20 protein-coding genes and 1 tRNA gene are annotated in these 20,159 nt (G+C 66.3%); 11 read left to right on the top strand and 10 right to left on the bottom strand.

Translation table 11 applies throughout. The features are described from left to right. Positions 1-2: 2 nt before the first annotated feature. The 4 genes from BDW16_RS15330 to wecC are packed head-to-tail and all read left to right on the top strand — an operon-like array spanning position 3 to position 5,259. A complete protein-coding gene (locus BDW16_RS15330; RefSeq protein WP_066573357.1) occupies positions 3-1,643 on the top strand; it encodes a heparinase II/III family protein in 1,641 nt (546 codons plus the stop codon). A 3-nt stretch (positions 1,644-1,646) separates the two neighbouring features. Continuing rightward, positions 1,647-2,873, top strand: coding sequence for a glycosyltransferase family 4 protein (locus BDW16_RS15325; RefSeq protein ID WP_066573352.1), 1,227 nt, complete (start codon positions 1,647-1,649; stop codon positions 2,871-2,873). A 20-nt stretch (positions 2,874-2,893) separates the two neighbouring features. Further along, positions 2,894-4,024, top strand: a complete 1,131-nt coding sequence (wecB, locus tag BDW16_RS15320) for a non-hydrolyzing UDP-N-acetylglucosamine 2-epimerase (protein ID WP_338325253.1) — start codon at positions 2,894-2,896, stop codon at positions 4,022-4,024. Next, positions 4,021-5,259, top strand: coding sequence for a UDP-N-acetyl-D-mannosamine dehydrogenase (gene wecC, locus BDW16_RS15315; RefSeq protein WP_066573349.1), 1,239 nt, complete (start codon positions 4,021-4,023; stop codon positions 5,257-5,259). The genes wecB and wecC overlap by 4 nt, the downstream gene beginning before the upstream one ends. Positions 5,260-5,303: 44 nt before the next feature. Here wecC and BDW16_RS15310 read toward each other — a convergent pair whose 3' ends face one another. The 4 genes from BDW16_RS15310 to BDW16_RS15295 all read right to left on the bottom strand — a co-directional run bounded on the left by BDW16_RS15310 (position 5,304) and on the right by BDW16_RS15295 (position 9,373). Then, a complete protein-coding gene (locus tag BDW16_RS15310) occupies positions 5,304-6,608 on the bottom strand; it encodes a sugar transferase (protein ID WP_066573344.1) in 1,305 nt (434 codons plus the stop codon). Positions 6,609-6,790: 182 nt separating this feature from the next. Next, entirely contained in the window at positions 6,791-7,849 is a 1,059-nt protein-coding gene (rfbB, locus tag BDW16_RS15305) for a dTDP-glucose 4,6-dehydratase (RefSeq protein WP_083954150.1), read from the bottom strand. A 306-nt stretch (positions 7,850-8,155) separates the two neighbouring features. Further along, on the bottom strand, positions 8,156-8,398 hold the full coding sequence (locus tag BDW16_RS15300) for a hypothetical protein (protein ID WP_066573341.1): 243 nt from the start codon (positions 8,396-8,398) through the stop codon (positions 8,156-8,158). 192 nt (positions 8,399-8,590) lie between these two features. Beyond that, entirely contained in the window at positions 8,591-9,373 is a 783-nt protein-coding gene (locus tag BDW16_RS15295; protein ID WP_066573335.1) for a metallophosphoesterase family protein, read from the bottom strand. A gap of 68 nt (positions 9,374-9,441) precedes the next feature. Here BDW16_RS15295 and BDW16_RS15290 point away from each other — a divergent pair, with 68 nt between their 5' ends. Beyond that, positions 9,442-10,476 carry a M48 family metallopeptidase gene (locus BDW16_RS15290; RefSeq protein WP_066573333.1) on the top strand — a complete coding sequence of 345 codons (1,035 nt, stop codon included), beginning with the start codon at positions 9,442-9,444 and terminating at the stop codon, positions 10,474-10,476. A gap of 58 nt (positions 10,477-10,534) precedes the next feature. Here the strand turns inward: BDW16_RS15290 and BDW16_RS21375 are convergent, their stop codons facing one another. From BDW16_RS21375 to rpsU, 3 genes are all read right to left on the bottom strand, one after another. After that, a complete protein-coding gene (locus tag BDW16_RS21375) occupies positions 10,535-10,699 on the bottom strand; it encodes a hypothetical protein (RefSeq protein WP_157081362.1) in 165 nt (54 codons plus the stop codon). Between the two features lie 137 nt (positions 10,700-10,836). Then, a complete protein-coding gene (locus BDW16_RS15285; protein ID WP_066573331.1) occupies positions 10,837-11,460 on the bottom strand; it encodes an FKBP-type peptidyl-prolyl cis-trans isomerase in 624 nt (207 codons plus the stop codon). Positions 11,461-11,555: 95 nt separating this feature from the next. After that, positions 11,556-11,762 (bottom strand): 30S ribosomal protein S21, encoded by a 207-nt coding sequence (gene rpsU / locus BDW16_RS15280; RefSeq protein WP_066573326.1) that lies wholly within the window; start codon positions 11,760-11,762, stop codon positions 11,556-11,558. A 225-nt stretch (positions 11,763-11,987) separates the two neighbouring features. Between rpsU and BDW16_RS15275 the strand changes: the two genes are divergently transcribed. From BDW16_RS15275 to BDW16_RS15255, 5 genes are all read left to right on the top strand, one after another. Next, entirely contained in the window at positions 11,988-13,475 is a 1,488-nt protein-coding gene (locus tag BDW16_RS15275; protein ID WP_241230479.1) for a S41 family peptidase, read from the top strand. A 26-nt stretch (positions 13,476-13,501) separates the two neighbouring features. Continuing rightward, positions 13,502-14,794, top strand: a complete 1,293-nt coding sequence (locus BDW16_RS15270) for an MFS transporter (RefSeq protein WP_066573324.1) — start codon at positions 13,502-13,504, stop codon at positions 14,792-14,794. A 4-nt stretch (positions 14,795-14,798) separates the two neighbouring features. Next, on the top strand, positions 14,799-15,437 hold the full coding sequence (locus BDW16_RS15265) for a PIG-L deacetylase family protein (protein WP_066573322.1): 639 nt from the start codon (positions 14,799-14,801) through the stop codon (positions 15,435-15,437). A gap of 67 nt (positions 15,438-15,504) precedes the next feature. Beyond that, positions 15,505-17,259: a single-stranded-DNA-specific exonuclease RecJ gene (gene recJ, locus BDW16_RS15260; protein WP_066573319.1), complete on the top strand. Its 1,755-nt coding sequence runs from the start codon at positions 15,505-15,507 to the stop codon at positions 17,257-17,259. Between the two features lie 69 nt (positions 17,260-17,328). After that, a tRNA-Glu gene (locus BDW16_RS15255) sits at positions 17,329-17,403 on the top strand. Positions 17,404-17,572: 169 nt separating this feature from the next. Here the strand turns inward: BDW16_RS15255 and BDW16_RS15250 are convergent. Genes BDW16_RS15250 through BDW16_RS15240 form a run of 3 tightly spaced genes read right to left on the bottom strand, consistent with a single transcriptional unit; the run spans position 17,573 to position 19,194 of the window. Next, positions 17,573-18,352, bottom strand: coding sequence for a sulfite exporter TauE/SafE family protein (locus tag BDW16_RS15250; RefSeq protein ID WP_066573316.1), 780 nt, complete (start codon positions 18,350-18,352; stop codon positions 17,573-17,575). Positions 18,353-18,359: 7 nt separating this feature from the next. Beyond that, entirely contained in the window at positions 18,360-18,872 is a 513-nt protein-coding gene (locus tag BDW16_RS15245; RefSeq protein ID WP_066573313.1) for a rhodanese family protein, read from the bottom strand. Positions 18,873-18,876: 4 nt separating this feature from the next. After that, complete coding sequence (locus BDW16_RS15240; protein ID WP_066573310.1) at positions 18,877-19,194, bottom strand: ArsR/SmtB family transcription factor; 318 nt, start codon at positions 19,192-19,194, stop codon at positions 18,877-18,879. Positions 19,195-19,262: 68 nt separating this feature from the next. On the opposite strand from BDW16_RS15240, the gene BDW16_RS15235 reads away from it, so the two are divergent. Further along, the gene (locus BDW16_RS15235; RefSeq protein WP_066573305.1) at positions 19,263-20,138 is read left to right on the top strand and encodes an MBL fold metallo-hydrolase; all 876 of its coding nucleotides are present in this window, start codon (positions 19,263-19,265) and stop codon (positions 20,136-20,138) included. Positions 20,139-20,159: the final 21 nt, after the last annotated feature.

Here is a 20,159-nt window from a genome sequence, read left to right as displayed (position 1 = left end):
GAATGCTCGCACACGCAGGACGATTCTGGCGGACCATACGCCATCTGCGCGCTGTGCAGTTCAGCGGGCGGCTGCGTCGCCGCCTGCACAAGCCGCGCGTCGATCCCGCCGCGCCTCCGCCGCCGCTGCGCGAAGCCATGGGTGCCTGGACGCTTCCGGCGCGGCGCGCGCCGAGCCTGTTCGCCGCCGATCGCGTCCGCTTTCTCAACCGTGAGGCCGTGCTGCTGCCGAGCGGCGGCTGGAACGACGGCGCCCACGCCAAGCTGTGGCTCTACAACCTCCATTATTTCGACGATCTCAACGCGGACAGCGCCGAAACCCGGCACGCATGGCACGAAGCGCTCATCGCGCGCTGGATCGCCGAGAACCCCGCCGGGGCCGGCAATGGCTGGGAGCCTTATCCGCTATCGATGCGGATCGTGAACTGGACGAAATGGCTGGCGGGCGGCGCACCAGCGACCGGCGCGATGTGCGCCAGCCTGGCGGTGCAGGTCCGGTTCCTCGAGCAGGACATCGAGTGGCACCTACTCGGCAACCACCTGTTCGCCAATGCCAAAGCGTTGGTGCTCGCAGGGCTGCTCTATGAGGGCGCCGAAGCCGACCGCTGGCGCCGCAAGGGACTCGCCATCCTCGCGCGCGAATTGCCCGAACAGGTGCTGCCCGACGGCGGCAATTTCGAGCGCAGCCCGATGTACCATGCGCTGATGACCGAGGATCTGCTCGACCTCGTCAACATGGCGGCACGCTTTCCCGGCCTGATCCCCGAGGAGACCATTGCCACGTGGCGCGCGGCGGTGGCGCGCATGCTCGGCTGGCTCGTCGGGATGAGTCACCCGGATGGCGGCATCGCCCTGTTCAACGATGCCGCGTTCGGGATTGCCCCGGACGGCACAGAGCTGCAACGCCATGCCGCCGCGCTCGGCATCCCCCTGCCCGCCGCGCCGCGCGACGGCCTGACTCATTGGCCCGACAGCGGCTATGCCCGGCTCGCACGCGGTCCGGCGGTGGCCCTGCTCGACATGGCGCCGGTCGGCCCGGATTATCTGCCTGGTCACGCCCATGCCGACACGCTGTCGTTCGAGCTGTCGGTCCGCGGCGCTCGCTTCATCGTCAACGGCGGCACCTCGCAGTACGGAAACGACGCGGTGCGCGAGGTCGAGCGCGCGACCGCCGCGCACAGCACCGTCGAGGTGGACGGGCATTCCTCCTCCGAAACCTGGCACGGCTTCCGCGTTGGCGATCGCGCCCGGGTCTTCGGCGTCGCCGTCCATGACGATACCGCCGCGATCACGGCCGAGGCTTCGCACGATGGCTATGGCAAGCTGCCCGGCAAGCCGGTCCACCATCGCCGCTGGGCGCTGGACGATCGCGGTCTGACCGTTGCCGACACGGTTTCCGGCGGCACGCACCGTAGCGTCGCGCGCTACATCGTCCCGCCCGACGTGACAATCGAGGCACATGGCAGCGGTGTCTTCACGCTGAATCACCCACAGGCCGGCACCGTAACGCTGACCGCCACGACCGGCGACGCGGTGGTCGAACCCGCCTTCTACGCTCCCCAATTCGGCAGACGCCTCTCAACCTCGGCGATCGCGGTGACGCTCGGCGGGGGCCGGGCCGCCGTCACCCTCAGCTGGGACTGACCGTTGCGCATCCTGTTCCTCACCGACAATTTCCCGCCTGAGGTCAACGCGCCCGCCAGCCGCACCTTCGAGCATTGCCGCGAATGGGTGCGCGCCGGGCACCAGGTGACGGTGATCACCTGCGCGCCCAACTTTCCCGGCGGCAAGGTGTTCGGCGGCTATCGCAACAGGCTGCGCCAGACCGAGACGATGGACGGGATCGAGGTGATCCGCGTCTGGAGCTACATGACCGCGAACGAGGGATTCGCGAAGCGAGTCCTCGATTATGTGAGCTTCATGGTCTCGGCGATCGTCGCCGGGCTGTTCGTCGGGCGGCCCGACGTGATCGTCGGCACATCGCCGCAATTCTTCACCGCGGTCGCGGCTCGCGTTCTCGGCACCCTCAAGCGCGTGCCCTGGGTGTTCGAACTGCGCGACATCTGGCCTGAATCGATCAAGGCGGTGAGCGCACTCAACGGCGACAGCGCGGTGATCCGCTGGCTCGAGAAGCTCGAACTGCACCTTTATCACCACGCCGCCCGCGTCGTCGCTGTGACCAACGCCTTCAAGGACAATCTCGTCGCGCGCGGTATCGATCCGCAAAAGATCGAGATCGTGACCAACGGCGTCGACCTGTCGCGCTACGGCCCGCAGGCCAAGGACGCCGAACTCGAGGCGCAGCTGGGGCTGCAGGGCCGCTTCGTCGCCGGCTATGTCGGCACGCACGGCATGGCGCACGCGCTGGAAACACTGATTGACGCCGCGGCATTGCTCGCCGCACGCCCGGACGGGCAGAATATCCGCATCGTCCTGATCGGCGACGGCGCGCGCAAGGCGAAGCTGGTGGCGATGGCGGCCGAGCGCAGTCTGCCCAATTTGCTGTTCCTCGACAGCGTGAGCAAGGACCAGATCATCCGCTACTGGTCGGTGCTCGACGCCGCGATCATCCACCTACGCAAGAACCCGCTGTTCGAAACGGTTATCCCTTCGAAACTTTTCGAGGCGATGGGGATGGGCGTGCCGGTGGTGATGGGCGTCGGCGGCGAAGCGGGCGGGATCGTGCACGCGGGCGAGACCGGCATCCTGTTCGAGCCGGAGAATCCCGCCGCGCTCGCCGATGCGCTGATCGCGCTGGCCAACGACGACACGGCGCGCAACGCCCTGAAGGGCAACGCACTTCGCGTTGCAAAGCAATATGACCGCAGCTATCTCGCCTCGTGGATGCTGGGGATCCTCGAAAGGGTGAAATGAGCACGCGATCACCACGCAAAGTGATCCTGGTTTTCGGGACGCGCCCGGAAACCATCAAGATGGGGCCGCTCTATCATGCGCTGAAGGCGCGCCCGGACCAGTTCCTGCCGCTCACCTGCGTCACCGGCCAGCATCGCCAGATGCTCGATCAGACGCTGGCGGTGTTCGACATCGTCCCCGATCACGACCTGAACGTCATGAAGCCCAACCAGGACCTTTTCGACGTGACGAGCAATGTCCTGCTCGGCATGCGCGAGATCATCGCGCGCGAGAAGCCGGACCTGATGCTGGTGCATGGCGACACCACCACCACGCTCGCCGCCTCGCTCGCCGCCTTCTACACCGGCACCCCGCTCGGCCATGTCGAGGCGGGGCTGCGCACCCATGATCTCACCGCGCCCTTCCCCGAGGAGTTCAACCGGCAGGTCGCGAGCAAGGTGACGCGCTGGCACTTCGCGCCGACCGAGCAGAGTGCCGCCAACCTGCGTGCCGAAGGCGTCACGGACGACCGTATCGTCGTCACCGGCAACAGCGTGATCGACGCGCTGCACTGGATGCTCGACCGGGTCGATGGCGACCCTGCGCGTAGCGGCGCGATCGGCGAGTTGCTCGACGGCCATATCGACTTCGACTGGCGCACGCGTCCGTTCGTGCTCATCACCGGGCACCGGCGCGAGAATTTCGGCGACGGGTTCCAGCAGATCTGCCGCGCGCTGCGCGTGCTCGCCGAGCGCTTTCCGGAGACGAATTTCGTATATCCGGTCCACCTCAACCCCAACGTCCAGGCGCCGGTGCGCGAGATCTTGGGCGACGTCTCCAACGTCAAGCTGATCCCGCCACTCGATTACGAGCCCTTCGTCTACCTGCTGCGCCAGTGCGATCTGGTGCTGACCGACAGCGGCGGCATCCAGGAGGAAGGCCCGAGCCTGGGCAAGCCCGTGCTGGTGATGCGCGAGGTCACCGAACGACCCGAAGCGATCGCCGCAGGCACCGTGCGGCTGGTCGGCGCGAATTACGACCAGATCGTCGCCAATGTCTCCGAACTGCTCGAGGACCGCGCCGTGCACGCGGCGATGTCGCGGGCGCACAATCCCTATGGCGATGGTGAGGCGTGCCGCCGCATCGCCGACTTCCTGGAAACGCTGCCTTGACCAACCCAAAAACTGTCTGCGTCGTCGGCCTCGGCTATATCGGCCTCCCCACCGCGGCTCTGCTCGCCAATAGCGGCTTCCGCGTGTTCGGCTGCGACAAGGACGCGTCGGTGGTCGCGACGATCAATGAGGGCCGCATCCACATCGTCGAGCCCGATCTCGACGCCGCGGTGAGCAAGGCGGTCGCCTCGGGCATGCTCTCGGCGTCGACCGATCCGGCCCCGGCGGACATCTTCATGATCTGCGTGCCCACGCCCTTCCGCGACGGCGGCGAGGTGCCCGAACCCAATCTCGACTATGTCCTCGCCGCGACCCGTGCGATCGCGGCGCATGTCGGCCCCGGCTCGATCATCATCCTCGAATCGACCTCGCCGGTCGGCTCGACCCGGCAGATCGCCGACACGCTAGCTGCGGCGGGCGTCGATGTCACCTCGCTCCATATCGCCTATTGCCCGGAGCGGGTACTGCCCGGCCGGATCATGGTCGAACTGGTCGAGAATGACCGCATCGTCGGCGGGCTGACGCCCGAGGCAACCGAGCAGGTCGGCGCCTTCTATCGCGGCTTCGTCCGCGGCGAGGTGCTGCTGACCAACGCCGCCACGGCGGAGATGTGCAAGCTGACCGAGAACAGCTTCCGCGACGTCAACATCGCCTTCGCCAACGAGCTGTCGGTGATCTGCGACAAGGCGGGGATCGACGTATGGGACGTGATCGCGCTGTCCAACCGCCATCCGCGCGTCAACATCCTCCAGCCCGGCGTCGGTGTCGGCGGGCACTGCATCGCGGTGGATCCGTGGTTCATCGTCGCCAGCGACCCTGCCAATGCCCGGCTGATCCGCAGCGCGCGCGAGGTGAACGACGCCAAGCCCGGCTGGGTGGTCGATCAGATCGCCGCCGCTGCCGAGACCCTGCGCCAGCGTGAGGGCCGCGAGACGGTGGTCGCCTGCCTCGGCCTCGCCTTCAAACCGGACATCGACGACCTACGCGAATCGCCCGCGCTCGCCGTGTTCCGCCGCCTGCAGGCGCACGGGCTCAACCCGGTGGCGGTCGAGCCCAATATCGAGACGCTGGCAGACGCCGAGCTGCGTACGCTCGACGAGGCGGTCGCGCAGGCCGACATCCTGTGCCTGCTGGTCGGCCATCGCCAGTTCCTGGGCCTCGACGACCGGCGCGGGCGCGACGGGCAGGTGCTGCTCAACTTCTGCTCGCCCCAGCTGCGCCGCACCAAGGCCTGAACCCGGGCCGGCCGCACCCGCCCGGCGTGGACGTATGATTCAGGTCAGCGCGAGCCGAAGCCGGTGATCACCGTCGCGATCGTCCGCACCACGATCAGCGCGTCGAGCCACGGGCCGAAGTGGCGGATATAGTAGAAGTCGTACTGCAGCTTGTTGAAGACCTCGGCCACGTCAGCGACATGGCCCTGGTTGACCTGCGCCCAGCCGGTGATGCCCGGCCGCACGACGTGGCGATAGCGGTAGAAGGGTAGTTCCTGCTCATACCATTCGGAGAGCACCTCCGCCTCCGGCCGCGGCCCGATCCAGCTCATCTCGCCGCGCAGGATGTTCATGATCTGGGGCAGCTCGTCGATGCGCGTACGGCGCAGGAAGCGGCCGAGCCGGGTGATGCGCGGATCATTGTCGCCGGTCATCGCCGCGTCGCGCGCATCCTCGGGGGTACGTTCGACGCAGCGCATCGTGCGGAACTTGAAGACGGTGAACGGCCGCCCACCATAGCCCATGCGGGTCTGACGGAAGAGCGCCGAGCCGGGCGATTCCACTCGGATCACGATGGCGATGATCAGGAAGAACGGTAGCAGAGCGACCAGTGCGAGCGCCGCGGTGATCAGGTCGATGACATATTTCAGCTTGAGATAGGCGTTGAGCGGGATCAGCGAGCCGAACGAATTCTCCCACAGATGATCGACGCGAACCCGGCCCGTGACCGATTCATAGAGCTGCTTGGCGTTGACCACGGCAATCCCGTTCAGCGTGGCATCCGCCAGGAAACGCTCCCAGTCATCGGGCAGATCGGTGCGAAGATCCGCCGTGATGACCTGCTGCGTCGCCACTTCCGCTAGGCTCGGCGCGCGCAGCCGGGTGCAGCGCAGGCCGGGCACGTTGCTGAGCTGCTTGACGTCCCCGAACGGCACTACTCCAACGCGGATCGGCGCGCGCGTCTGACGCAGCAGCGAGATCGCGTAGAACCAGATGTTGCAGCCAATGAACCCCAGGATCAGGATCAGCCGGTCATAGTCCCATCGCGACACGATCAGCACCATGATCACCAGCGCATAGCTGATGCAGAAGGCCGGCAGCACGAAATAGCTGGAATGCGCACCGGGATAGGCCGCCATGCTCTGATAAATGTAGTAGCCCAGCATCAGCCCGATGACATCGGCCACCACCGTGTTGAGCACCAGCTGCACATGCCCGACATCGGCCCCCACCAGCATGCGCAGCAGCCACGGCGCCAAGACGGCAAACAGCACGCCGCCGGCAAGCTGGTAGCGGATCCGCTGCAGCATCGGCCGATGCGGCATGGCGACGGGAAGCCGCTCCGTATTCGTCAAAACGCGCTTGTTCATTCGGCCGCGTATCCCTCGGCAATCAATTCAGCCCGCTCATCAACTGTCTGGCTCACTTTCGTATCCCGCTGACACCAACTTGGAGGCACTAGCATTACGATGGCCCCCGAAAAACAGGCAGATCGGGCGCGATCGACGCCGAACAGGCCAGCGTGGAACCGAAACGGTGGGCCGCCTGATCCTCATGCGACCCGGCCCAGCCGCGGGCCGGCGTCGCCGTTCGCATGGAACGGCTCCCACCACCAGCGATTATCGAGATACCAATCGACGGTCTGCGCCAATCCCGTATCGAAGTGCAGTTGCGCCTTCCAGCCGAGCTCGCTTTCGATCTTGGCCGGGTCGATGGCGTAGCGGCGGTCATGTCCCGGCCGGTCGGCAACGAAGCGGATCAGGTCGCGGCGGCTGCGCCCGCCGGGTAGCGGCATGCGCGCGTCGATCAGGTCGCAGATCGCCTCGACCACCTGCAAATTGGTCCGTTCGTTGCCGCCGCCGACATTGTAGCTTTCGCCGACCGTGCCGCCGGTCAGCACCCGCTCGAGCGCGTCGGCATGATCATCGACATGAAGCCAGTCGCGGACATTCTCGCCCTTGCCGTAGACGGGAAGCGACCTGCCCGTAATCGCATTCAGGATGGTCAGCGGGATCAGCTTCTCGGGAAACTGGTACGGCCCATAGTTGTTCGAGCAATTGGAGAGCACCACAGGCAGGCCGTAGGTGGTGCGCCAGGTGCGCACGAAATGGTCGCCCGCCGCCTTCGATGCCGAATAGGGTGACGATGGCGCATAGGGTGTCGTCTCGGTGAACATGCCGCCGCCATAGGGCAGGTCGCCATAGACCTCGTCGGTCGAGATGTGATGGAAGCGGAACGTGTCGCGCTTCGCCCCCTTGAGCTTGCGCCAATAGTCGAGCGCGGCCGAGAGCAGGCGGAACGTGCCGACGACGTTGGTTTCGACGAAGGTGCCGGGTCTGGCGATCGAGCGATCGACATGGCTTTCGGCGGCGAGGTGCATGATGGCATCGGCGCGCTCCTCGCGGAGCAGCGAGAGGACCAATGGGGCATCGGCGATGTCGCCATGCACGAAGCGGTGGCTGGGCGCAGCGTCGAGCTCGCGCAGGCTGGCCCGGTTGCCGGCATAGGTCAGCTTGTCGAGATTGACGACCCGCAGTCCCTTGCGGACCAGGCGACGCACCACCGCCGAGCCGATGAAGCCGGCACCGCCCGTGACGAGGATCGTCCGCACGAAATCAGGCCCAGCCGGAAAACGGCGGCAGCGCGGTCGATATCATCTGTGGGTCGGGCGGAATTCCGCGCCCGCACGGGGGGGTGATGCCGGCCATGATGATCGATCCCTTTCACGCCCACAATACGCAGGTAACCAAATTGGTGCGTGGTCGCAACCGATATGGCTGCGGAACCCGGCCTGCTCTGCCCGGAGGACAACCTAGCCATCGCGCAAAACAGGTTCATGCCTGCGCGCGAAGCGCGCGCAAAAGGAAGCGGCAGCCTTTCGGCTGCCGCTCAAAAACTTTATCGTAAAGCGCGAGACTTACGGGCTGTCGGGGGTATCGTCCTCGTCAACCAGGACGAGCACGCCACCGATCACCGCGACAACCGCAAGAAGCGGAACCAGAAAACCACCGACTTCCTCATTCGAGCGGCCCGCATCGGTCGATGCGCGCGCGGCGTCAGCCGTCGAAAGCGACAGCTTCGAAGCCGCCGACGACGCGATCGCCGGGGACACTGCGAGCGAGCAGGCCGCAACGGCCATCATCATCTTCGCCAAGCGCATCAATATACTCCCTTTTCTGTCGCTGATTCCATATACAGGCGCCTAATGGCATAACCCACCAGCCCCTGCAACCGAAAAGCAAGAGGTTTCGAGAACCTCCGCCAACCGTTGCCGATGCACAACACCATAGGAACCAAAGGGTTCCAGAACGATGAACGGCCTGCCCCGAAATCGGGCCTGGGCCCGTCGTGCTCAGGCCACATCGCCCGTCTGCAAGACCCAGCGCTCGGCGCCCTCGAAGCCCATCGCGGTGAGACGGCCGCTGAAATACGCTCCGGTGTCGAGACCGATCCGACGCCCGCGCTCCTCCACCTCTTCCGAGATGGAGTGGCCGTGCACCACGATCTTCTCGCACGGCTCAGCGCTGTTCAAGAAGTCCTCACGGATCCAGCGTAACGTCTCGGGTTTCTGCGCTTCGAGTGGCACGCCTGGCCGGATACCGGCATGAACGAACGCATAATCGCCGATGACGATCATGTCCTCGAATGCGGACAGGAAATCCAGATGCGCCTGCGGCACCCGTTCCCGCAACAGGTCGAGCAGTTCGGGATAGTCGCTCTGCTCATATTCGGACTGGCTGATTCCATAGCTCAGTACGGTTTCCTTGCCGCCGATGCGCAGGAAGAAGGGCAACGCCTTTTGCTCGCCGGCCATCGACTTGAGGAAGACCTCCTCGTGGTTGCCGAGGAGAAAGCGGACCTTTTCGGTCCGAGCCCCCAGCTCCAGCAGCCGCTGCACGACCTGCGCCGAGTCCGGGCCGCGGTCGATCAGATCCCCCAGGAAAATGACGGTCGTGTCCGCGGCGCCGCGCGCGGCGTCGTCACTTTCCATTCTGCGAAGCAGATCGTCGAGCAGGTCCAGCCGCCCGTGGATGTCGCCCACGGCATAGACGCGCGTACCGGCAGGGATCGTTCCCGCGGGCCGCGATTGCACGTCGCGCTTCCGGGCGAACGTCGAAAGAAGATTACGAAGCATGATATTACCGTCGCGCCAATACCCGCAGCCTGCTTCCCCATGCAACCATCATCGTCCATAGGCCGAACATGACCCATGCAATTTGCCTTGCCGTCCGCCGGCTCGCTCTGCCGCTGGCAGTCATCGCGCCGGCGGCACAGGCGCAGCCGCAGACGACACAAACGAGCGAACTCCACGAAGCGTTGCGGACCGCCGACATGCGGGTTGCCGCCACCGGTTTCAGGCTCAGCACCGCGGCGGCCGGCCTGTGCGACCGGCAGGAGCCCGGCACGGGCATCCAGCTTCACACGCTGGCGCAATATGCGCCGGGATCGCGTGCGCAGGTACGCGCCCATTTCCGCATGGCCGGCACCGCTGCGGTCGAGGGCGTCGTCCCCGGAAGCCCGGCAGATCGGGCCGGAATCCGCGCGGACGACACGATCGTGAAGATCGGCACGATTGCTCCGCCCGATACGCTTCCAGCCGAGGCATCGGTCGCCACGCTCGAAGCGCTCTACCGCCAGATTGCCGAGCTTCCGCCCGGCGAACCCATCGAGATCGCAGTGCTGCGCAACGGAAAAACGCTTCATTTCACCGTCCGCCCGCAGCCCGCCTGCCGCACCCGCTACGAATTGCGCATCGCCGACCGGTTCGACGCGCGCGCCAATGGCGAGCTGGTTCAGATCACGTCAAGATATATCGAGGATGTCGATCCCGAGCTGTTCCCGGCGGTGGTCGCGCATGAACTTGCACACAATATCCTGCGCCACCGCGACCGGCTGATCGCCGCCGATGCCTCGTTCGGCCTGGCGTCCGGATTCGGACGCAATGTCGGCCTCTTCCGCCAAACCGAGATCCAGGCGGACATTCTTTCGGTCCACCTTCTGGCAAGGGCCGGGTACGCGCCATCGCTTGCCGCCCGCTTCTTGCGCGAAGTCGGCCCGCGCCTGTTGGAGGGTCAGATCCGCAATCGCTCTCACCCCCCGTTCAAGGACCGGGCCGCCACGGTTGAAGCGGAGGCCGCCCGCCTCGCGGCGGACGGGACACTTCCGGCCTTTTACGCCACGCGCAATGCGCCGCTGACCGGCGAGTGGCAGTCGCTACTGGTGCGTGGGGGCGACTGATCGCCGTCGTGCCGCCCGGGCAGGAGCCCCCGGCTGGCGTAGCGGCAACGCCGATGCGCTATCGCGCAGGCGGCTTCGCGGCCTGTACAGCGCCCTGGTCAGGCGCGTCCGGCCTAGCCGGTTCGGGCGTGGTGTCCAGAGGGACATAGCCCCAGCCGTCGAACAGCATCGGCGCGCTCGGGCGATCGTCGTCCTGATCGATTTCACCCGCATAGCGCTGCATCTCACTTCCCCATCGACATATCGTGCGACGTATCGCGAATCGGGCACCGGCTTAGGCCGATGCCCACGAAAGGTCCTGGCGAGCGCGGCGAATCATGCGGCAAACGGGGCGGCCGGAGCCGTACGACCATTTGCGGATCAGCGGCCCTGCGGCGGTGCCTCTGCACCCGAAGGCGGACCGCCCGGCGCGCCGCCTTGCTGCATCTGCTGCTGCATCATCTGCTGCATCATCATCTGCTGCAGAACCGCCGCGGGGACGAGGTTCTTCATCTCGATGTCGAACACCAGCACCTGACCGGCCAGTTCATTCTCAGGGCTCGGCTCGGCACCGTAACCCAGGCTCGGCGGCACCCAGAGGCGATAGCGCGCGCCCTTGCGCATCAGCTTCACACCCTCAGTGAAGCCGGGGATCATCGGCTGCTGCGAAACCTGGAAGCGCATCGGCGCGCGCGGCTGGAACTCCTTGCCGTCGCGCTTGACGCCGTGGATCTCGAGCTCCACCCCGTCATTGTCGGCAGCGGCCGGGCCTTCGCCCGGCTCGATCACCTTGTACTGCAGGCCGCTCGCCGTGGTCTGCACCCCGGACTGGCCTTTGTTCCAGGCCAGGAAATCCTCGTTCGAATAGCTTGCAACGGCCGCCGAACGGGTCCCGACCCAGGCCAACGCCAATGCGCCGGCCACCGCGATCGCGACGCCGATCCAGAGCCAGACGAGATAGCTGCGCTTGGTCGGGGGAATCGGCACGGCGGTGACGGACGACATGGATCAGCTATCCCGGGTTGCCGCGCACTGCACGCGGCGGAAAAGTCACAAGAGTCACGCCATCCGCGATCACGCGGACGGCGATCCGAACGGCCTTACCGGCCGCCGTCGCGCTCCATGCGCTTACGCTCGAGCTTGCGCGCACGGCGGACCGCGGCGGCGCGCTCGCGAGCGCGCTTCTCGCTCGGCTTCTCATAGTGACGGCGCAGCTTCATCTCGCGATACACGCCCTCACGCTGCAGCTTCTTCTTGAGCGCACGAAGGGCCTGATCGACGTTATTGTCGCGAACGATGATCTGCATAAAGCCGTCTCAACTCCGAATCATATTCAATAGAAAAGGGTTCGCCGAGACATCTGCCCCGGGCGTCAGGAGGCGGGCCCTAGCAGGGGGAGGCTGGAAACACAAGGGCAAGCGCACCGATCCCGCTTGCCTTTTACCGCCCGGTGGAGATGATCGCATCAGAAACCATGCGCGCATCCGCCAGTCGTGGCGGCGACCGCCGCGGTTCCAGATAAGGTACTGACGATGCAGCGCGTATCCAGCAACACCGCCCGCCGCCTGACCGCAATGACCGCGATCCTCGCCCTGCTCGCCGGATGCGGCGGGGGTGGCGGATCCGGTTCGATCTCGGGAGGCACCGGCGGTACCGGCGGCGGCACATCGACTCCGACTCCGACTCCGTCGACCTGCTCGCTCCGGTCGCGGCAGGACTGGGTCGCGGCGCAGATGAACGAATGGTATCTGTTCCCCGAAACGCTGCCCGCGAGCCTGAACCCGGCCGCCTATTCGACGGTCCAGGACTATATCGACGCGCTGACCGCCACCGCGCGGGCCCAGCGCAAGGACCGGTTCTTCACCTACATTACCTCGATCGCCGAGGAGAACGCCTATTACAATTCAGGGTCGAGCGCGGGCTATGGCTTCCGCCTTGCACTCGACGGATCGAACCGGCTGGTGATCACCGAAGCGTTCGAGGGCGCCCCTGCGCTGGCCGCGGGAATCGATCGCGGCACGGAGATCGTGGCGATCGGCACGAGCGCGTCAAACTTGCGCACCGTCGCTTCGATCCTGGCCAGCGAAGGCACGGCGGGCCTCAACGCCGCGCTCGGCCCGTCCACGACGGGCACCACCCGTACCTTCGAGATTCGCGATGCCGCCGGCACGCGCAACGTCAGCGTCACCATGACCAATTTCAGCCTGACGCCGGTTTCCACACGCTATGGCGCGAAGGTGATCGACGATGGCGGGAAGAAGGTCGGCTACATCAACCTGCGCACCTTCATCAACACGGCCGAAACGCCGCTGCGCAACGCCTTCGCCAACTTCCGCACGCAGGGAATCACCGAGGTGATCATCGACCTGCGCTACAATGGCGGCGGGCTGGTCTCGATCGCTGACCTGGTCAACAATCTGCTCGGTGCGGACAAGACGGCATCGACCGTCGCCAATTATATCGCCTACCGCCCGTCCAAGGCATCGCAGGGCAGTACCGTTTATTTCGCCCCGCAGGCGCAGTCGATCGCGCCGACGCGAATCGCCTTCATCGGCACCGGCGGATCGGCATCAGCGAGCGAGTTGGTGATGAACACCTTCATTCCCTATCTCGGCAACCGCTCGGCGCTGGTCGGCACCAACACCTATGGCAAGCCCGTGGGCCAGATCGCGATCGACCAGGCGGCGTGCGACGACCGATTGCGCGTCGTCGCCTTCGTGCTGGAGAACGCGAATCGCCAGGGCGCCTATTATGACGGCCTTGCCCCGTTCATGGGCGCGACATGCCGGGCGAGCGACGATATCAGCCGCCAGCTCGGCGATCCGGCCGAAGCCTCGACCCGCGCCGCGCTCGACTTCCTCGCCGGGCGCGCCTGCACCGCGATCACCGCATCGGCATCGGCGAGCAGTCCCGGACTCGGCACCCAGTCCAGCCGCGCCCTGCTCGACGACGCGCCGATGGAGTTGATAACGCCCGATCGGCCGACCACGCCGCAACGCGAAGTGCCGGGGCTGTTCTGAGGCACAACAGCGGCTAAGGTCGCTGCATGAACGAAAGCAGCGGCGAAGCCGGCACGCGCCAGCGTCTCAAATCGATCCTGGGCGGATCGGCGGGCAATCTGGTCGAGTGGTATGACTGGTATGCCTATGCCGCCTTCACCCTCTATTTCGCTCCGCATTTCTTCCCCAAGGGCGATCAGACCACCCAGCTGCTGAACACCGCCGCGGTGTTCGCGGTCGGCTTCCTGATGCGGCCGATCGGCGGCTGGCTGATGGGTGTCTATGCCGACAAATATGGCCGCAAGGCGGGGCTGACGCTGTCAGTTTCGCTGATGTGCGCAGGGTCGCTGCTGATCGCGGTCACGCCCGGCTACGAGACGATCGGCGCCCTTGCGCCTGCGCTGCTCGTGTTCGCTCGCCTGATGCAGGGGCTGTCGATCGGCGGCGAATATGGCGCCAGCGCGACCTATCTGTCGGAGATGGCGGGCAGGAAGCGCCGCGGCTTCTTCTCCAGCTTCCAATATGTCACGCTGATCTCGGGCCAGCTCATCGCGCTCGGCGTGCTGCTGATCCTGCAGGCGTCGATGAGCGAGGCGGCGCTGGAGAGCTGGGGCTGGCGTATTCCCTTCTTCATCGGCGGCGCGCTGGCGGTGATCGTCTTCTGGCTGCGGCGCGGACTTTCGGAAACGCAGAGCTTCGAGAATGCCAAGGCCGAGGGGCGCAAGACCGGCGCGCTGGCGCTGCTCAGGGAGCATCCGGGCGAGTTCCTGCTGGTGATGGCGCTCACCGCCGGCGGCACGCTCGCCTTCTACGCCTATTCGATCTACCTCCAGAAGTTCCTGGTCAACACCTCGGGTTTCGATCGCGAGACCGCGTCCGAGATCAACGCCGCGGCGCTGTTCGTGTTCATGTGCATCCAGCCACTCGCAGGCGCCCTTTCCGACCGGATCGGGCGCAAGCCGCTGATGATCGGCTTCGGCGTGCTGGGCGTGCTCTGCACCTATCCGATCTTTACCGCGCTGGAGCAGGTGAGCAGCGCCTGGGCGGCGTTCGGCCTGATGCTCGGCGCGCTGGTGATCGTCACCGGCTACACCTCGATCAACGCGGTGGTGAAGGCCGAGCTGTTCCCCGCGCATATCCGCACGCTCGGCGTCGCCCTGCCCTATGCGCTGGCCAATGCGATCTTCGGCGGCACCGCGGAATATGTCGCCTTGTGGTTCAAGGATCAGGGGATGGAGCGCGGCTTCTACTGGTATGTGACCGGAATGATCGGCATTTCGCTCATCGTCTATCTGCGCATGCGCGACACCCGGACGCACAGCAAGATCCTGGAGGATTGACGCCGTGAGGCCGCGTATCGGCCATCCGCGCGTGGCGCTGATCGTCGCACCGCATCCCGACGACGAGCTGATCGGCACCGCCGGGTTGATCGTCTCGCTCCTGCGCCGGGGCACGGACGTGCATGTCGCAGTGGTGACCGACGGGGCAGCGTCGCACCCGAACAGCCGCAAATGGCCCCGCCGCCGGCTGATCGCGGCGCGGCAGATGGAAACCCGACACGCGCTCCGCCGGCTGGGGGTAATGCGCGGGTCCATCCATTTCCTGGGCCTGCCCGATGGCGGCACCAGCGTGGACGATTGCCGCCGCGTCCTTGCCCGGCAGATCCGCCGCCTGCCGCGGCTCGACCTGATCGCAGGGCCGACGCGGGACGATGCGCACCCCGATCACCAGGCCGTCGCCATCGCGCTCGAAACGACGGGCAAGCACCTGCAGCTGCTCGGCTACCGGGTGTGGCCGCCGCAGCCGCTCCGGCGTGGCCCCCTCACCACCCTGCCGGTCAGCTCCGCCGCCAAGCGCTCGCTGATCCGCGTTCACTATACCCAGCTGGGCCATATCCGTGACGACCCAGAAGGATTCGAGATCAAGCCCCGCGAGCTGGATGCCTTCTCGAGGCCGCTGGAACGCTATGTCTCGCTGCGATGAGCGCAGAACGCGGGCCCGGGCGGAAGCGGCGATTCCCCTGATCGCCGATCCGCGCTAAAGCCCCCGGATGACTCCCGTGCTCAACGTCCACAGCTCGATCCTCGGCCAGCCCTGGCGCTGGCGAGGCCTCGCCGCGGACGCGCGCGACCCCGGCTTCGCACCCGACGATCTGGTGACCCAGCTGCTGCTCACCCGCGGCTGCGCGCGCGAAGAGCTGGAGGCGCATCGAAGCCCCAGCATCCGCGCCTTCATGCCCGACCCGTCGATCTTCCGTGACATGGACCGGGCGGCGGAACGGCTCGCCGATTCGGTCGAGCGGCGCGAGGCGGTGACGATCTTCGGCGACTATGACGTCGACGGCGCCACCTCCGCCGCGCTGTTGATCCGCCTGCTGCGCGATCTCGGCCTCGATCCGCGCGCGTACATCCCCGATCGGCTGATGGAGGGCTATGGCCCGTCGGGCGAAGCGCTGGTGCGGCTGAAGCGTGAAGGTGCCGACCTGATCGTCACGGTCGATTGCGGCGCAATGGCGTTCGACGCGCTCGCCGAAGCGCGCGATGCAGGCGCTGAAGTGATCGTGGTGGATCACCACAAATGCGCATCGGAACTGCCGGTCGCGCTGGCGCTGGTGAACCCCAACCGGCTCGACGAGGATGAAGGGCGCCAGCATGGCCATCTCGCCGCGGTCGGCGTCGCCTGGCTGCTTGGCGCCGCGCTGGTGCGCGTGCTGCGCGGGCGCGGTTTCTTCGCGAACCGCGCGGAACCCAAGCTGCTCGACCTGCTCGATATCGTGGCGCTGGGCACCGTGGCGGACGTCGCCGCGCTCAAGGGGCTGAACCGGGCCTTCGTGGCGCAGGGCCTCAAGGTCATGGCGCAGCGCCGCAATACCGGCATGAACGCGCTGATCGAGGCGAGCCGCCTGACCCGCGCACCGACCGCGACCGATCTCGGCTTCGCGCTCGGGCCGCGGATCAACGCGGGTGGCCGCGTCGGCAAGTCCGACCTGGGCGTGCGACTGCTCACCACCGAGGACGCCGACGAGGCACGCGGGATCGCCGAGGAACTGAACCGTCTCAACGAGGAACGCCGCGCGATCGAGGCGGAGGTGCAGCAGTCGGCCGAGGCGATCGAGGCCGAGGGCGCGGTCGCCGTGGTCGCCGCGCGCGGCTGGCATCCGGGCGTGATCGGCATCGTCGCGGGGCGGCTCAAGGAACGGCTCGGCCGCCCCGCGATCGTCATCGCGATCGGCGAAGACGGGATCGGCAAGGGCTCCGGTCGCTCGATCGCGGGGGTCGATCTCGGCGCGGCGATCCTTGCCGCAAAGGAAGCCGGGCTGCTGATCGCGGGCGGCGGGCACGCAATGGCGGCCGGCGTCACGATCGCCGAGGATCAGATCCCCGCGCTCGTCGCCTTTCTGGATGAAAAGCTCGCCGAGACGGTCGAGCGCGCCGCGGGGGAACGCGCGCTGCTGCTCGACGCGGTGCTCGCGCCCGGCGGGGTCAATCCGGCTCTGGTCAATGCGATGGAAGCGGGCGGCCCCTATGGCATGGGCTGGCCCGCCCCCCGCGTCGCCGCCGGCCCGGTACGCATCATCAAGTGCGACGTGGTCGGCAACGGCCATGTCAGGGCAATCGTTGCAGGCGAGGATGGGCGCAGCATCAAGTGCGTCGCCTTCCGTTCCGCCGACACGCCGCTCGGCCTGGCCCTGCTCGGCGCCCCGCGCGACCGGCGGCTCTGGATCGCGGGCCGCGCAAAGATCGACGACTGGGGCGCCCGCCCGGCGGCTGAAATCCACATCGAAGACGCCGCCTGGGTAGAATAGATACGATGAGGGGTGAAATGACCCTTGACCCGAGCGCGCACCTTGCCTAGTCCGCGCCCTCGCCTTCATGGCCCCTTCGTCTAGCGGTTAGGACGCGGCCCTTTCACGGCTGAAACACGGGTTCGATTCCCGTAGGGGTCACCAAGTCTTTTCAAAGACTTAGCGGAAATTTACGCCGATTTTCAGGCGATTTCTCTCATATTTCTCTCAAATAGATTCCGGGACGCCGGGGGATTGCGTCGGAATCGATTGCGAGATCACATCGCCTGAAGTCGGATGAGCACGGCTCTCTGACCCGTGAGTCGTCTGAAGCTCAAAGGGTGGACAGGACGACGTAGGCACCGACCGCAACAACGACGCCCGCGAATCCCTTTTCAAGGACACCCTTGCGGGCGGCGAACAAACGCCCCAGCCAGATGCCGAAGATCGTTCCGCCCACGCCGCCGGCCACCAGCAGCGCGGTCACCGTCCAGTCGACCAGCCCGGATGCGGCATAGGAAGTGGCGGTCGTCAGGCCAAGCGCACTGACGACGACCAGCGACGTGCCGATGGCGTAGGGCAAAGGCATCGCTGTCGCGAGCATCAGTCCCGGCACGATCAGAAAACCGCCTCCGATCCCAAAGAAGCCGGCGGCGAGCCCTACGGTGAGCCCGATCGGCACGAGTCGCGGCAGGAGTGTTGCGGCGCTTTCGCGCGTGAGGCGCACGTCAGGCACCTCGGCGGCTCTCCGCCTGCGGAGCATCGACAGGCCCACGCCGACCATCAGCAGCCCAAAGAGCGAGAGCAACCGCTCGCCGTCGATTGCCTTGCCCAGTTCGGCGCCGAGTGCCGCACCGATCATCCCGGATGCGGCGAACACGGCGGCGCAACGCCACTTCACCCGGCCGGCGCGGGCGTGTCCTGCTAGGCTGGCAAGCGCGTTCGCCGTCACCGCGACGGCGGCCGTGCCGATCGCTGCGTGTGCCGAACCGATGCCGACCACGTAGACCAGGAGCGGCACCGCGAGGATAGATCCGCCGCCGCCGACAAGGCCGAGCACGAGGCCGACCAGTCCGCCCGATGCCAGCGCCGCAACGATCGAGAGGGCGCCCATCGGTGCCTCAGGCGGCCGCGCGCCGATTCCAGGGCATGACGCGAAGCAGGTTCGCCATGCCACACCAGCCCGTAGTACCGGCGAACATCAGCCCCACGCCGACGAAGGCGGACAGCCCGAAGAATCCCGGTGCAACCAACCACCCGAGCAGGACGCCAGCGAGCACCAGAGCGCCAGCGGTGATCTGCACCTGCCGCATGATCTCCAGCGGCTGTCTGCGATCGGCGACGGTCGCGAAGCCGGCGCGCCGCCAGTTATCGATCCCCCCTTCGAGAAGGTAGGCGGGCGCACCGGCGGCGGCCGCCTGAAGCTGCGCCGCGTTGGCTGCCGTCCGCATGCAAGAACGGCAATGAAATATGACAGGACGGCCGTCGGCCGCCAGGTCGCTGATCCGCGCGAGCGGCAGGTTGAGCGCGCCGGGGATGCGCTCGCGCGCATGTTCGTCGGCGTCGCGGATATCGACCAAGCGTGCGCCGGTCTCGATCGCCGCACGCGCCGCAGTCGGGGACAGGGTCTCCATGTCATCAATCCTTGCAGAAGAGCTGGTAAAGTGTGGTGAGCAGCGTCTCGACGCGCGGATCGGCGATCCGATACCAAAGCGTCTGGCTGTCGCGCCGGAAAGCGATGAGCCCCTCGTCGCGCATCTTTGCGAGATGCTGCGAGCAGGCCGACTGCGACAACCCGACATCGCTGGCGAGGTCGCGCACCGTCACCTCGCCATGCTCGACGAGCTTGCAAAGCAGCATCAGTCGGCGGGCATTGCCGATCGCCTTCAGTGTGTCGGCAACCTGCCCGGCCTTCGCCTCGAACGTCGCCAAGTCCATGGGCGGCTTGAGCATCATCGTTACTCCGTTAGGTATTGCTAATTTAGTATATGCTAATATATAGTCAAGCCAAACGGAGGACGATTATGACCCGGCCCCATATTGAGGCTTTTTTCGACGAGCCGACGAACACGATCAGCTACCTCGTCGGTGACCCCACCACTCGCACCGCCGCCATCATCGACCCGGTGCTCGACTTCGATCTGGCCAGTGGTGTTGCTGACACGCGCTCGGCGGAACGCATCCTTGCGTTCGCAAGCGATCAGGATTGGCGCGTCGAGATGGTGCTGGAGACGCACGCGCACGCCGACCATCTGTCAGCCGCTCCGTTCATCAAGGCTCACACCGATGCATGGATCGGCATCGGCACGCATATTCGCGACGTGCAGCGCATCTTCCGCCCGGTTTTCGCCATGACCGATCTGAAGACCGACGGCTCCGATTTCGATCGGCTGTTCGAGGACGGCGATCGTTTCGCGATCGGCGCGCTGGAGGTGGAAGTGCTGCATGTTCCGGGGCACACGCCGGCGGACATCGCTTATCGGATCGGCGACACGGCCTTCGTCGGCGACACGCTGTTCATGCCCGACTATGGCACAGCGCGGGCCGACTTCCCCGGTGGCGATGCGCGCACGTTGTACCGGTCCATTCAGCGCCTGCTGTCGTTGCCCGACGACACACACTTGTTCATGTGCCACGACTACAAGGCGCCAGGCCGGGACGAGTATTGCTGGGAGACCACGGTGCGAGAACAGCGCATGGCCAGTGTCCATGTGCACGATGGCGTGACCGAGGATGCGTTCGTCGCGATGCGTGAGCAACGCGATGCCGGACTTGCGGTGCCGAAGCTGCTGCTACCCTCGATTCAGGTCAACATTCGCGCGGGACGGTTCCACGAGGCGGAGGCAAACGGCGTGACTTACCTGCGGATACCGGTGAAGTGGCAAGGCCATGCAGGTTAAGCCGGGCCAATAAACGGAGCC

The organism is Sphingomonas koreensis, from assembly GCF_002797435.1.
Taxonomy (GTDB): Bacteria; Pseudomonadota; Alphaproteobacteria; order Sphingomonadales; family Sphingomonadaceae; genus Sphingomonas; species Sphingomonas koreensis.
Note: the sequence above shows the minus strand (reverse complement) of the source record. Positions and strands in the feature narration are given on the sequence as shown.